Origin of the sequence: Bacillus sp. 166amftsu (assembly GCF_900107445.1) — a bacterium.
Lineage (GTDB): Bacteria > Bacillota > Bacilli > Bacillales > Bacillaceae_G > Bacillus_A > Bacillus_A arachidis.
The window spans coordinates 671,934-685,242 of sequence record NZ_FNQA01000002.1; the positions used below are offsets into that span (position 1 = coordinate 671,934).

Consider the following 13,309-nt stretch of genomic DNA (forward strand, 5'->3'; position numbering starts at 1 on the left):
AGATGTACAAGCTAATGTCAGCTTGTACATCTTTTCGTTTACTCTATGTTTAAGAATAATTTAATATGATTACTCTCAATTAAAACATTATTTATTTAAATCTTTTTTCGTTACTTCACTTCTAACATTCACATCTTTTGAGAATTCAGTATCGTTTTTTAGGTTATTCGGATATTTGTTTTTGCGTTTTCGATTATCATTTCGATTCGTCATCATTGATCCTCCCTCTTATGAACATTCGTACCTATTTTGTACAAAAGGACTGATTTAATACAATATGATTCGTTGATATCAACAACTACTTTACCACTTTTTGTAAACTTTCTTTTTGAAAAAACACTTACTTGTTGGCGCATACTACGTTTATTGGAGGTGACAATCATGGGACACAATCAAAACCCGTTTACAACAAAAAAGCGTACTGCCAACGGGCAATACGATAAAGAAGCACACAGCATCGACAGCCACGGTAACTTTGTACCTAATACTCCAACGAATGACGCTGTTCTTCGCACTGAAAGATCGAAGAACAAATGAAAGAAGCCCTGGATTTTCCCCTGGGCTTTTTCATTTCTAAAAATTATTGATATTGTTTGTCATAAATAACAAGTAAGTGGCATTCCTTTTTTACTGGTTTATCAAGAATACTGTTACCCCTGATTCTATGTGGTCATCCCTCTCTTGCATCAACAATGAATGCTCGAGTATCAATTACAGATGAAAGAAGTCATTTTTGCTACTAGAAACCGTAATAAAATTAATACCAGAAGATTTCATATTGTGTTTACACCCTGCGTAAGTAAGATTCAAAATCCCCCAATTTAATACAATTCGTTCAATGCTTTTCCAAGCTATTTGGACATGTTAAAGAATGAGGTGACAGTTATGAAAAATGAAATATTAAAGTTAGTTCCAGAATCGGTAAAAAAGTTAATCCAGAAGAAAGTTAAAGATAGCAACCGAAGCATTATTGAATTAATTATCGATGATGCAACTGCATATGGACTTGATCCGGAGCAAGTAGTCCCTTGTATCATGGCTGCTTATTATGCTCACCAGTCCACTCATTATCCTAGTGAAATGGAAGATGAGTGGATCGGAATCTTAGTCTTCTACACGGCTATACGCTCAGCAATGAAACTTTTATCTTACGGTAAATTTAAAGCAAAGCGATCAGAAAGTGGATGGATGAGATACACAGAGGATTGAACGATTCCGTTTTGAAGTAAGAGATCTCCCCTGGGAATCTCTTACTTAGGGATGGAATTTCGTGAAACGGAATGGTTGATTAGTACATAATAGATATCCTAAACTTCGCGTAGAAAGCGCTTTACAAAAAATGCTAAAGATAAGGTTCAGATACTTTCGCCCCCCAATAAGCCAATATGTTTTTCTATCTTATTTGATTCTTTATTTTCCAATTAAATACAGTGCGTGAAATTAACATTTATGTGCATGAAAAAGAACCTATCATTTATGATTAGGTTCTTTTCTAGTGACTTCTAGGATTAAAGTGTATGATTATATTTCGATAATAATGGAATTCGTTTCGAAACGGATCCATAGATTCTAAATACCATTTGTATGAATGGCTCTAATTTTCGTGTACTTTGCATTACTATGCCACAAGTTATAAATGACAGGAATGCTCCACCAATTATATCTGCTGGATAATGGACACCAACGTAAATACGTGAAACTCCAACTAGTACTGCCCAAATTAATGCGATATATTTTAACCTTTCTCCTCTCAATAACATTGTAAATGCTATTGAGAATAAGAGTACAGAATGATCACTTACAAATGATGAATCTACTGCATGTGGTACTAATTGATGAACATGATAAGTTACAAAAGGTCTTGCATGATAATATACTGCATGAATAAAAACATTTAATAACAATGAAACTCCAACTGTAAGAACAGCATATACAACAGTATATTGTTTTTGAATTGCCATTTCTTTTTTTGCATTACTAAACCATAAAATAAGCATAAAAAGAGCTGCCACATAAAGCGCGCTATTTGTAATCATAATCATGAACTTATCTAAAATGCTTGAGGTTCCTGCTAAATTATTAATCCATTGAAATACTGTGTAGTTCATACCCGCTCTCTCCTTATTTTCATTACATTCGTACTTTAAAGAAGTACAAGTTTTATCGCTTTACACAGTATACAACAGCAATATGAAAATACCTTAAAACTTTTCTCATCTATTTCTCATTTTTATGTGCGACATAAGGAAACGAAATTGTAACTGATGTACCTTCTTTTTCCTTACTTTCTAATATAATATTTCCATTATATTTTTCTATAAGTCGTTTTGCGATGGAAAGCCCTAGGCCATTTCCCCCCTCCTTACGACTCCTTGCTTTATCTACTCTATAAAAACGATTAAGTACATATGGTAAATCTGATTCGGGTATTCCGACGCCATGATCTATAATACGTATGATAATATTTTCAGTTTGTATATTCGTTTGAATACAAATGTATTTATCATTTGTTTTGGTATATTTAATTGCGTTATCTAGTATGATAATTATTATTTGCTCTAAGTAAGGTGCTGGTATAGCCGCGTAAGCCTCTTCGGCATATAATTGTATATCAAATTCAAATTCGGTTTGAAGAACTTCAAAATTTTGGATTACTTGTTTTAACACAGTATTTACATGTACAAGCTCGACTGATGATGCAGGAATTTGCTCCGATTCTGTTCTGGATAACTCTAATAATTCTGAAACTAACTTATTCAATCGATCCACTTCTTTCAAACTAGATTGAAGTGATTTTTGTAAAATAACAGGATCATCCTTTCCCCAACGGTTTAACATGGATAAATGTCCTTGAATAATTGTAAGAGGTGTTCGAAGTTCATGTGAAGCATCTTCAACAAACTGCTTTTGTTGTAAAAAAGACCTTTCTACATCATCCATTAGTTCATTAAATAGAAAGCCTAACTTCGCAAGTTCATCATTATTTTCTCGTACGGGAACTCTTTCTTTTAATCCGTTTGTTTTAATTCGATTCATCGTATCAGTTATATTCTGAACACTTAATAAAAGTTGTTTAGCAATAATCCTCCCACCTAAAAAACTAAGTATAAGTCCACCAATACCAGCTGCAACCATTACAACGAAAATAATTTTTAACAAGTGATCGAAGGCCTCTAAATTTTCCCCAACCTCAATTGTCCCCTTAAATGTCGCTGTTTGAATTGGCATCCGTTCTATTAATATTCTATCTTCTAAGTGTCTCTTTATATAAGTTTCAGGCTGAGTAACCGCTTTAGGAGAAGTCCACTTCGGATTAAAATCACGAGAAACTGAGACAACTGGTTGTCCATCTTTATCTAAAATTCGAATAATCTGATGCTTATCATTCATATTATTAAGAAAGTCCTTACTGTTTTCAATCGTTTGGTTAGAAAGTGTTTCTTTTTTATCAGTAAAATATGCTGCTATTTCTTTTACTTGCCTGTTCATTTGTTTCTTTTCATATTCTACTGCCCACTGATTAATCACAATAAACTGTAAAATATTATATAAAGCGAATAAGATAAATAATAACGTGGTTGACCAAAGAGTTAGTTTCCATTTTATCGGGAGGTGTCGAATGCGCTGTACAAAATCTTTAATCATCTCATCACATACCCAGCTCCTCTAACAGTCTGGATATACTCCTCCTTATCTATCCCATGTAATTTGTTTCGTAAATAGCGAACATATACATCAACAATATTTGTTTCCACAATCGCATCGTAACCCCACACTTGCTCTAAAAGTATATCTCGTGTAAGCACTCTGTTAATATTCTTCATAAACGTGAGTAATAACTCAAATTCTTTGTTCGTTAATTCAATGATCTCATCATTTTTTCTTAGCGTTCTTGATTCTACATGTAACTGTAAATCTTTAAAAGCAAGCAATAGTGTTGACTTACTTTCTTCTTTTTGTTCGCGTCTAAATATAACTCGTATTCTTGCCAGGAGTTCTTCAATTGCAAATGGTTTCGGTAAGTAATCATCAGCACCGCTATCTAATCCTGTAACGCGATCCATAATACTATCACGCGCTGTTAACATAATAATGGGAGTATTCTTTGTCGCACGCAGTCTACGACATACTTCAATTCCACTCAGTCCCGGTAACATCAAATCAAGAAGTATAATATCATAGTTCTTCTCTAGGGCTGCTTCCAATCCTTTTCGCCCATCATATTGTACCTCTACTGCATATCCTTCATATTTTAATTCTAATTCTAAAAATTCAGCTAAACTTTCTTCATCTTCAATTATTAATATGTGATGCAATTTTAATTCCTCCTATAGCATTAAATGAATTATCAATCCTAATCCAAATAAAATCGCAATCATTTGATGTAAGTTTCGATATAATACCGATTTATTTCTGTTTTTACTCCTATTCAAAAGAATTCCAACAGAGCTCAGTAATACTAAAATGCAAAAAGCAAATATACCACTGTAAATCTGTATCATGTGGTGACTTCCCTTTATAAAAAAATAAACTCCATGTGTTGTTGCAACAGCTAATACAGCATACCAATAAACATATGATATTTCTTTGCTAACATATATAACTCTTTCATATACTTAAATTTGGATATTTTATTTCTGTGCAAAAATAACCAAATATGGTGTAAAAACCAAAGCGATATAGCTGCAATCGTACCATATTCACCAAGAGATCCAAGAGTTTTATTTACACTTTTTAATTCTATTTGATCTCCTAGCATAAAATTTGCGATATATACCATAACACAAACTCCTATAACTTTTATAAACAAATGAAAAATTTGACTTCCGAACATTTTCTTCATTTTGCATCCCTCTTTCAATTTCAAAACATCACTACATTCCAAATTGTAGCAATCAAAAAAGAAAAAAGAATGAAAGAAAGATTAGAATAAAATGAGAAATACTTTATGTGAACTAAAAATCAAATTTCCCACCTTAATTTTTATATGTATAGATTTTCTTTCGCCAGTGCAATGATCTTTTGAATAAAAGGTTCTTTGGCATTAGTATATGACACTCGATCAAATGGATACTTCATGGCAAGCCCTTGTTTTAATTGTCTGTATTCAATATGTACCCATTCATGATTTCTCATAAAATCACGAAATAATAAATTGTTCTTCCACTCTTGACCACCGTACGTATAGACGTGTAAATGATGTGTCCCTGCTCTCCATTTCCCTTTTCTAAAAAAACGTCTCTGTGGAAAGTGCTTATGAAATACATATTCATATCCTATTGTTTGCAATGGTTCTATCCAACGATCAACCAAATTTAAATTTTTAACACCTATCATCATATCAATGATGGGTTTAGCATCTAAACCTTTTATTGACGTACTTCCAATATGTTCGATTGCTATAATTTCTTTTTTTAGTAGTGCAACAAATTTCTTTTTCTCTTCTACAAATTCCTTATGCCAATTTATATTATATGGTTCAATGGTTATTTGTTTATCCATTTTTCACCTTCCATTTGAATTACTTAGCCTTCTAACTAAGTAAAACAGGTTTTTTCATTATCTTTCTTGAATATAATAATACTTAATCTAATTATATAGAATACGAGGTGCAAAATGAACGGAATTCCGATTACAATTCATTTAAATGATGTCACTTTTCAATTAAAAGAGCAACACGACTTCAATTGGCTTGCCAGTCTTGGAAAAATATTTGCAGTCTTTGATCAACAAGATTCAGGGAATATTTGCTGTGGTATCGAAAAAAATGGAAAGAAAATGCTTGTTAAATTTGCTGGAGCAAAAACAATGAATTATGCAGGAAATCCAGCAGATGCAATAGTAACTCTTAAACAAGCTATGTTACTTTATGAAGAGTTAAAACATAACTATTTAGTTGAATTGATAGACCATTTTGAAGTGCAGAATGGTTATGTAGCAATCTTTAATTGGTTTAACGGAGAATGCCTTCATTCACATTGTTCATTTCCAACACCAACAAATTACAGTGATCCAAATTCTCCATTTTATCGCTATAAACAATTATCAATTGAAGAGCGTCTTACTTCACTCGATCATATTTTTTCTTTCCATGTACATGTTGAAAGAAAAAACTATGTAGCAATAGATTTTTATGACGGAAGTATTTTATATGATTTTAAAACAAACAAAATAAAAATTTGTGATATCGACTTATATAAAAAGAAACCCTATATCAATACAATGGGAAGACTTTGGGGATCATCACGATTTATGTCACCAGAGGAATTCGAGCTTGGCGCAGTAATTGATGAGAAAACAAATGTATTTAATATGGGGGCAACCGCTTTTGTGTTATTAGGAGGCGGACGCAATCACACTTTCGCTAAATGGGAAGCAGGAAAAGAATTGTATGACGTAGTATCGCGTGCGGTAGACAAAAATAGAAATCAACGCTATACATCAGTTGAAGAGTTTTATTTAGAATGGGAATTTGCGCGTAACAAAATGAGTATGAAAAAGTAATCCTCCTTCATTTTAGTAAAATAATTAATACATGAAGAAGTTATGTTTTTTCTGTATAATAACTTATAGTATCGAAAACTACAATAATGAGGCATGCTAGATGGATTTTATATATATCAATCAAAACGTATTAAATAATTTGCTTTACATTTTAATTAGCGTCTTTGTTTTTTACTTTCTATATAATAATAGAATATTTTTCAAAAAATACAAAAAAACACTTATTGTTATTTGCACTAGTGTACCATTAATTTTATGCATGAAATTCCCTATATACATCGATGAAAATTGTGTTCATGATTTGAGACAAATCCCATTTTTAATAGGTACACTTTATGGCGGTTTACCAGTTGGAATTGCTTTATTATCTATCATGCTATTGATTCGGTTTGTTTTTTACGGTGTTAACTTTTTAACAGTTATTGTTTATATTACCATGCTTATTTTTACTGCCTATTATTCTTCTAAATTCAATCAATTAAGCAGAAGAAAAAAGCTTATTATATCAATGATTTTACCTTTTTTCCTTGCTTTACTTACAACCTTTATCGCTGTAGTTTTATCGGATTTCCCAATTACAAAATTATATATCGCTTATTTTATTATACTGCCTCCTATTATCATGTTATTTGTTGTGTATATAAATGAAGTTTTAAGAGATGCCGTTATTATGCGGTCAAAACTAGTAAAAATGGAGAAGATGGAGATTGTGAGTCAACTTGCTGCGAGTATTTCACATGAAGTAAGAAATCCTCTTACCGTAGTAAAAGGCTTTACTCAACTCCTTAAAACTCCAAATTTATCACAAGAATCACGCGAACAATATATTGAACATATTCTTGGAGAACTAAACCGCGCGCAGGTTATCATTGATGACTACTTAACATTTGCTAAGCCGGCATCACAAAAAATTGATAACATTGTAATAGATCAAGAATTAAAAAGAGTAATAAGTATGATGATGCCATTATGTAATATGAATTCTATAAATGTTTCTGAGAAATTAGAAACAGGTTCCATCACCGGGAATACACAACATTTTCAGCAATGCTTTTTAAACTTAATAAAGAACAGTATAGAAGCGATGCCAAACGGCGGAAAACTAAGTGTCAAATCATCTGTTTGTGAAAACAAAATTACTATTGTCATTAAAGATAGTGGAATTGGTATGACACAAGAGCAAATCAACCGATTTGGGGAACCTTATTTTAGTACAAAAACAAAAGGAACAGGTTTAGGTACGATGGTTGCATTGAAAATTATTGAAACGATGAATGGTACTTTAGATATAAATAGTGTTGTTAATAAAGGAACCACTTTAACGATTACATTTCCACAAAGTAATGAGATTACTAAAAACACTAACATGTTAATTTAAAAGGGGCTCCTATGCTCCTTTTTATTTTTGACTCTATAAAGGAGACATATTGGTTTTTGATGGGATATACAATGTTCGAGGGATTCATTTTTCAGATGAGCCTTACTCTTTCCTCAATTGGTTTTCTTACGGTTTATTTGAAAGTTTTGTTCCAATAATCCTTATCTTTTTAACAACAGCATTCTCTGGCTTTGTATAAGCATATGCTTTTCAAAAAATAAAATCGATGCTCTACTACCTATTTGACTTCATTTTGGATGGAATTTCACGCTCAATCAAATTTTTTCCAAAAGATCCATTAAGATAGCAGTTTTTCATCCCTGTAAAAGGTCTTGACTATCCCCATCTTGTAGATATTCCTTCTTTACTCCATTTTTTATTACCTAACATAGTTGTATCACTGCTCACATATGTACTGATTAGGTTTTACATTCAAAAGACTCAATCAGTATCAATCACCAGTATACAAAAATAATTCAACATATTTAGGAGAGATAACTCTTGAATGATCCCTACTCTTTAACATATCAATTATAAAAAGGAGCATGGTAGCTCCTTTCTCATTAAATCTTTGGAGCAATAAACACATATAACTTCGAAATCAATATGTTTTTTTATGGATAAATAAAAAGATTCATATCAGTATGAATAAAAGCAAACTGCTGAATCATTTCATTTAGGCACTTCGCTGCTTTTGTAGGGATTTGATGCTTTACGTGATCAATGAATTTTAATTCATTACATGGCAATTTTTCATGCAATAATTTGGCATGACTATAAAATACTTTATCCTTCTTACCATACACCAATAAAACCGGATGCTGAATATTTCTAAGCTGATTCGTACAATTATAATGCAAACTATAACGATAATACTGCCAGATATTTTTGGCATTCCCTTTTCGCGCTTCTTTAAACATCTGTATGAACAATTTATGTGTATTTGAGTTACTCCATGAAATAGACCATGCTAAAAATGAAACTGCCCCCGCTTTTGCCAGTTTCATGCCAAGTGAAATCTTATTCTTTAGATACCCATCCCTCACTTCTGACATTCCCCCAATTAGAATAGCCCCTAACACTTTTTCAGCAAAAGCCAATAAAAATTCTAATGCGATAGAGCTTCCAGTCGAATATCCACATACAAATGCTTTCTTAATTTCCAAATGATCCAACAAACATCTAATGTCTTCAGCAATCAGTGGATAGGTAATCGGTTGTTCTGAATACTGACTTCTTCCGTGCCCTCTAATATCAAAAGCAATCACCTTAAAATTTCGAGATAATTCCTCTATTTGATACTCAAAATTCACACAAGTAAGTACAGGAGGATGAATAAAAACAATAGGAACCCCTTTTCCCTTAACGATATAATACAGACTACTACCGTCCACATTCAACATTGGCATATATGTAATCACCTCAACAATCTAAAATCATTTCCAACTCTTTTTCTAGAAAAAGATATCTCTAAAAACAATGCATACTAAAATTCATTTTAGTACATGAGTATTTCCATTTGTTAGCTATAAGCGTCAATATTATTTTGTTATACGTTCCTGATAACGTTAAAGCCGATTCTCGTTTAAAAAATGAATTTAGTCGCTTCTCAAGTTTTTCTTTTTATTTAGTTTAAAAAACAGATGATATGTTATGCAATAAATAACCTTGTGTAGTGTAGTACACTTGACGATGTGTCTCTTCACTCATTTCTGTTATTATGTGGCACTTCTTTTTTTCTATTCCGGCAACTATTTAGAATAAATTACAATGCATTTTGTTCTATAAATGACATAGAAAATGAATATCATTCCTTTTCACCTCATTTTCAATATACTTCATCTCATTGATTAAAAAACATTATGTAAACAAATGAACTTTAAATCCTAAAAACCCAATTGACCTGTACATGTTTTCCTTTGGAATGAGGGAGCCTGCAAGTACACTTAGGGTTTTTAGGAAAAAAGAATTAAGAAATATTAGCATAAATTAGCATCATAAATTTCTATAAAATATTGCAACATAAATCATATGGAATTAAACTTAGTGTTTCTTTTTCCTAATTATTTTTACAGGGGGTAAAAAATGAATACTCTTAACTTCTTGATGTCACTATTCAATTCTGGAAGAAGAACTCAGCAAATGTTTAAATTATTTAGAAATAGACGGAATAACAATAGAAGCTGGATTTGGTTCTCTTTACTAGGATTAGGAACAGTTTTTAGTGTAGTAGCAACACGTAATTCAAATATGATGAACCCTATTCAACGTTTATTCCAAGGTGTTCAAAATACGACAAAAACATTTATTCCATCCAAAGTAAATTTGACAAATGTAGAGTTTGCCGATGAAATTATGCCTAACAGTCAAAAGAAACCAGGGAATCAAAACCAATAACTATCGTGAATAATAAAAACTCGCCTTTTAATCACAAATATTTACAATGAAAAAGTATGTAAATTCAACAATTTTTTTGAAGGTTCACTTTGTTATTTCGGTAAAATTTCAATATAAAAAGGAGCATGATAGCTCCTTTTTCGGATTGAATCTCGTATTGATACTAAAAAGTACCTTTAATAGTTTTTCTAATTACATAATTCTGTGACGAATGATTAAATAAATGGATAGTTTTTAATACCCTCAACCCCAGCAGCTGCATCCAACAATAATTAATAAAATAAATAGCACAACTAATAATGCAAAACCTCCACCAAAACCACAAGAACCACCGAAACTCATGTTTTCTCCTCCTTTTAGTATAAAACTAATGGATAAATTGATTGTTTATTAACGGGTTGGTATTATACAGTATGTTTCTATATAATTTTTGAGCATGTCTTGGTTAAATTTAAAAAGACACTCCGCGAGTGCCTAAATTTTATCTGTATAACATCGAGAAACTTAAAGTGGATACCAAAACCCTTTAAAAATATTAAACTTTAGGTAAATAGCAAATACTAAAATGATAATGCCGATAACGAATCCTATATAATCCTCTTTTTTTGCTTTTGTTGTAAAATACCATGTTCGTTTCTCTTTTTTTCCGAATCCGCGTAAATCCATTGCATTTGAAACAGTATCAATTCGCTCTAAAGAGTGAATAACAAGTGGCCAAAAGATGAGTATCCGGTTTTTAATACGTTCCCAAAAATCCGCTTCTCCTCTTTCAAATGGTACACCTCTTGCTTCTTGAGCGTGCTTAATCAATTGATATTCCGCTTGTATATTCGGTATGTAGCGAAGCGCGATATTTATCGCGTAGGCAATCTTATACGGTAATCCAATTTTATATAGACTGCTAGCGAACTCACTTGGATGCGTTGTGTATATGAAAATAAGTGTAAATGGTAATAATGTAAAATACTTTAATGAGAGCGTAAGAGCATAAAAGAGTGTTTCAAACGTGATAGTAGCATATCCAATATACAAAAATGCTGTACTTGTACCAGTTAGCTCAGATCCATGGGCTGGTGTAATCAATAAAATCATCAATGAATTTAGCACACTAAATGTGAAAATAACACTAAATATAATTACAACTTTTTTTAAAGGGATTTTAGCAATCACTAACCCTAAACAACCAATGAAAAACAAGCATAATAAAATACGAAAATCAAAAAATATAAATGTAAGAGTCATCCAAATTATAAATAACAACATCTTAATCGCGCCGTCCATACGATGAAAATATGTATAATTATCTATATAAAATAAATCTGATTTATTCATAATCTCCCCTCCTTTTTGCCTCCATATACATTTGTACAAAAACTTCTGGATAAGGGACTTTACTCAATTTTACTAATGTTATTAGCGAACTTTCCTCTAAATTAGATTGTTGTAATACTTCGCTATTTGTTAATACATTTGGAACAGTACCATCAGCAAGTATTTTCCCTTTATGGAGGACAACTGCACGGTCTGCATATTCTAAAGCTAGGTTCATATCATGTGTAATAAAGATGAATGATATTCCTTGTGTCGCTAATAGACTTATACAGGACATAAATTGTTGATAATGAAAATAATCTTGTCCTGCTGTTGGCTCGTCTAAGATGATAAGCTTCGGATCTCTTGTTAAAACCGATGCAATAGTAAGCCTCTTTTTTTGTCCGTAACTTAACGCTTGGATTGGCCAATTTCGAAATGGATATAATCCACAAATTCGCAATACCTCTTCCACTCGTTTATTTATTTCTGCGCTAGAAACTTTCTTTAATTTTAATGAGAAAGCAACTTCATCCCAAACAGTAGATTGTGTAATCATGTGATTAGGATTTTGCATGACATAGGAGATCACTTCTCCACGCTTTCGGATAGACCATGAACTTATATTTTCATTATCAAATACAATCTCTCCTTTCTTCGTTTTGTTCATTCCCGTTAATGTATGTGCAAATGTAGATTTACCTGCACCATTATGGCCTAATAACGCTACAATTTCTCCTCTTTGTATAGAGAGTGATATGTCCCTTAATGTAAAATCTTTGTGCGGATATGAAAATGATATATTTTCTATTTCGCATAAGATTTCTTTTTTAGGTTGTTTTTTAGACATAGTAGAATGTAACATCCATTGCTTAATCGCTTTATTCACTTTCTCATGATCTAGCGTTTCAATTGGATATAATTCTTCATTTAAAGTATTCATTTTTATATTTTTTAATGCTTCAATATATACAGGCTCTCTTAACCCTATTTTTTGTAGCATGTTTGTTTGTAAAACTTTTTCTGGCGAATCAATTGCTACAATTTTTCCTTCTTCTATTAATATGATTTTATCAAGGTCTAACTTTAGTATTTCTTCTATTCTATGCTCAATAATAACAACTGTTTTATTAAATTGTTGATGCACCTTTCGTATAAGTTCTACTGTTTTCAAACTACTCATGGGGTCTAAGTTTGCTAATGGCTCATCAAATAGTAATATGTCAGCATGTGTTGTTAACAGTCCTGCAAGAGAAACAGTTTGTTTTTGACCACCAGATAATTCATGTGGGCTTCGTGAATGAAACGGATGCATCTGTACTTTCTGTAGTGAGTCCATAACAACGGCCTTCATCTTCTCCTGTTCTACACAATCGTTTTCTAATGAAAAAGCAACATCTTCTCCTACGGTTAAACCAATAAACTGAGAATCTTGATCTTGTAAAATAGTTCCTACATGCTTGCTTTGTTCAAAAATACTACCTTTTCGCGGATCCTTACCACATATTGAAATGTTCCCAGTACTTGATCCCTCATATGAAAAAGGGATAAGCCCATTTATACAATGGGCCAATGTTGACTTTCCTGATCCACTTCGACCGGCAATCAATACTTTTTCGCCTGGGTAAATACGGAATGTAACATCCTTTAAAGTAGGTTCTGTCACTTGTTTATATTGAAATGTAAATTGTTCAAAGGAAATAATCGGCTTCATAATAA

The 13,309-nt window shown here is 32.0% G+C and carries 15 protein-coding genes; 5 read left to right on the forward strand and 10 right to left on the reverse strand.

Features of this window, described 5'->3' with window-relative positions:
* Positions 1-87 precede the first annotated feature (87 nt).
* Positions 88-216, reverse strand: coding sequence for a hypothetical protein (locus tag BLV40_RS29615; protein WP_255260056.1), 129 nt, complete (start codon positions 214-216; stop codon positions 88-90).
* A gap of 165 nt (positions 217-381) precedes the next feature.
* Here BLV40_RS29615 and BLV40_RS28520 point away from each other — a divergent pair, with 165 nt between their 5' ends.
* Together BLV40_RS28520 and BLV40_RS10230 are read left to right on the forward strand one after the other, a co-directional pair.
* A complete protein-coding gene (locus BLV40_RS28520; protein ID WP_170833632.1) occupies positions 382-537 on the forward strand; it encodes a hypothetical protein in 156 nt (51 codons plus the stop codon).
* A 348-nt stretch (positions 538-885) separates the two neighbouring features.
* On the forward strand, positions 886-1,209 hold the full coding sequence (locus BLV40_RS10230; RefSeq protein ID WP_090689545.1) for a hypothetical protein: 324 nt from the start codon (positions 886-888) through the stop codon (positions 1,207-1,209).
* Between the two features lie 299 nt (positions 1,210-1,508).
* Here BLV40_RS10230 and BLV40_RS10235 read toward each other — a convergent pair whose 3' ends face one another.
* The 5 genes from BLV40_RS10235 to BLV40_RS10255 all read right to left on the reverse strand — a co-directional run bounded on the left by BLV40_RS10235 (position 1,509) and on the right by BLV40_RS10255 (position 5,502).
* On the reverse strand, positions 1,509-2,108 hold the full coding sequence (locus tag BLV40_RS10235; RefSeq protein WP_026590929.1) for an undecaprenyl-diphosphatase: 600 nt from the start codon (positions 2,106-2,108) through the stop codon (positions 1,509-1,511).
* Positions 2,109-2,217: 109 nt separating this feature from the next.
* A complete protein-coding gene (locus BLV40_RS10240; RefSeq protein WP_090689548.1) occupies positions 2,218-3,645 on the reverse strand; it encodes a HAMP domain-containing sensor histidine kinase in 1,428 nt (475 codons plus the stop codon).
* Positions 3,642-4,316: a response regulator transcription factor gene (locus tag BLV40_RS10245; protein ID WP_026590931.1), complete on the reverse strand. Its 675-nt coding sequence runs from the start codon at positions 4,314-4,316 to the stop codon at positions 3,642-3,644. Before BLV40_RS10245 ends, BLV40_RS10240 begins: the two co-directional genes overlap by 4 nt.
* A 236-nt stretch (positions 4,317-4,552) precedes the next feature.
* Complete coding sequence (locus tag BLV40_RS29250; protein WP_244525380.1) at positions 4,553-4,780, reverse strand: hypothetical protein; 228 nt, start codon at positions 4,778-4,780, stop codon at positions 4,553-4,555.
* A gap of 203 nt (positions 4,781-4,983) precedes the next feature.
* Positions 4,984-5,502 (reverse strand): GrpB family protein, encoded by a 519-nt coding sequence (locus BLV40_RS10255; RefSeq protein WP_090689551.1) that lies wholly within the window; start codon positions 5,500-5,502, stop codon positions 4,984-4,986.
* Between the two features lie 114 nt (positions 5,503-5,616).
* Here BLV40_RS10255 and BLV40_RS10260 point away from each other — a divergent pair, with 114 nt between their 5' ends.
* On the forward strand, positions 5,617-6,504 hold the full coding sequence (locus tag BLV40_RS10260; protein ID WP_090689555.1) for a protein kinase family protein: 888 nt from the start codon (positions 5,617-5,619) through the stop codon (positions 6,502-6,504).
* A 100-nt stretch (positions 6,505-6,604) separates the two neighbouring features.
* Complete coding sequence (locus tag BLV40_RS10265; protein ID WP_026590935.1) at positions 6,605-7,882, forward strand: sensor histidine kinase; 1,278 nt, start codon at positions 6,605-6,607, stop codon at positions 7,880-7,882.
* Positions 7,883-8,496: 614 nt separating this feature from the next.
* Here the strand turns inward: BLV40_RS10265 and BLV40_RS10270 are convergent.
* Complete coding sequence (locus BLV40_RS10270) at positions 8,497-9,291, reverse strand: alpha/beta fold hydrolase (RefSeq protein WP_026590936.1); 795 nt, start codon at positions 9,289-9,291, stop codon at positions 8,497-8,499.
* A gap of 676 nt (positions 9,292-9,967) precedes the next feature.
* Here BLV40_RS10270 and BLV40_RS10275 point away from each other — a divergent pair.
* Positions 9,968-10,279 carry a hypothetical protein gene (locus BLV40_RS10275; RefSeq protein WP_026590937.1) on the forward strand — a complete coding sequence of 104 codons (312 nt, stop codon included), beginning with the start codon at positions 9,968-9,970 and terminating at the stop codon, positions 10,277-10,279.
* A 243-nt stretch (positions 10,280-10,522) separates the two neighbouring features.
* Here BLV40_RS10275 and BLV40_RS10280 read toward each other — a convergent pair whose 3' ends face one another.
* The 3 genes from BLV40_RS10280 to BLV40_RS10290 form a co-directional block, all read right to left on the reverse strand.
* The gene (locus BLV40_RS10280) at positions 10,523-10,621 is read right to left on the reverse strand and encodes a YjcZ family sporulation protein (protein WP_016115012.1); all 99 of its coding nucleotides are present in this window, start codon (positions 10,619-10,621) and stop codon (positions 10,523-10,525) included.
* A 162-nt stretch (positions 10,622-10,783) separates the two neighbouring features.
* The gene (locus BLV40_RS10285) at positions 10,784-11,611 is read right to left on the reverse strand and encodes an energy-coupling factor transporter transmembrane component T family protein (RefSeq protein WP_090689558.1); all 828 of its coding nucleotides are present in this window, start codon (positions 11,609-11,611) and stop codon (positions 10,784-10,786) included.
* Positions 11,604-13,304 (reverse strand): ABC transporter ATP-binding protein, encoded by a 1,701-nt coding sequence (locus BLV40_RS10290; protein ID WP_090689561.1) that lies wholly within the window; start codon positions 13,302-13,304, stop codon positions 11,604-11,606. Before BLV40_RS10290 ends, BLV40_RS10285 begins: the two co-directional genes overlap by 8 nt.
* Positions 13,305-13,309 lie beyond the last annotated feature (5 nt).

What these genes read in the sequence shown, in the direction of transcription:
- BLV40_RS29250 (WP_244525380.1), bottom strand. Translation starts at nt 4,780, where the DNA reads ATGGTATATATCGCAAATTTTATGCTAGGAGATCAAATAGAATTAAAA.
- BLV40_RS28520 (WP_170833632.1), top strand. Translation starts at nt 382, where the DNA reads ATGGGACACAATCAAAACCCGTTTACAACAAAAAAGCGTACTGCCAAC.
- BLV40_RS10270 (WP_026590936.1), bottom strand. Translation starts at nt 9,291, where the DNA reads ATGCCAATGTTGAATGTGGACGGTAGTAGTCTGTATTATATCGTTAAG.
- BLV40_RS10255 (WP_090689551.1), bottom strand. Translation starts at nt 5,502, where the DNA reads ATGGATAAACAAATAACCATTGAACCATATAATATAAATTGGCATAAG.
- BLV40_RS10265 (WP_026590935.1), top strand. Translation starts at nt 6,605, where the DNA reads ATGGATTTTATATATATCAATCAAAACGTATTAAATAATTTGCTTTAC.
- BLV40_RS10285 (WP_090689558.1), bottom strand. Translation starts at nt 11,611, where the DNA reads ATGAATAAATCAGATTTATTTTATATAGATAATTATACATATTTTCAT.
- BLV40_RS10290 (WP_090689561.1), bottom strand. Translation starts at nt 13,304, where the DNA reads ATGAAGCCGATTATTTCCTTTGAACAATTTACATTTCAATATAAACAA.
- BLV40_RS29615 (WP_255260056.1), bottom strand. Translation starts at nt 216, where the DNA reads ATGATGACGAATCGAAATGATAATCGAAAACGCAAAAACAAATATCCG.
- BLV40_RS10280 (WP_016115012.1), bottom strand. Translation starts at nt 10,621, where the DNA reads ATGAGTTTCGGTGGTTCTTGTGGTTTTGGTGGAGGTTTTGCATTATTA.
- BLV40_RS10235 (WP_026590929.1), bottom strand. Translation starts at nt 2,108, where the DNA reads ATGAACTACACAGTATTTCAATGGATTAATAATTTAGCAGGAACCTCA.
- BLV40_RS10260 (WP_090689555.1), top strand. Translation starts at nt 5,617, where the DNA reads ATGAACGGAATTCCGATTACAATTCATTTAAATGATGTCACTTTTCAA.
- BLV40_RS10275 (WP_026590937.1), top strand. Translation starts at nt 9,968, where the DNA reads ATGAATACTCTTAACTTCTTGATGTCACTATTCAATTCTGGAAGAAGA.
- BLV40_RS10230 (WP_090689545.1), top strand. Translation starts at nt 886, where the DNA reads ATGAAAAATGAAATATTAAAGTTAGTTCCAGAATCGGTAAAAAAGTTA.
- BLV40_RS10240 (WP_090689548.1), bottom strand. Translation starts at nt 3,645, where the DNA reads ATGATTAAAGATTTTGTACAGCGCATTCGACACCTCCCGATAAAATGG.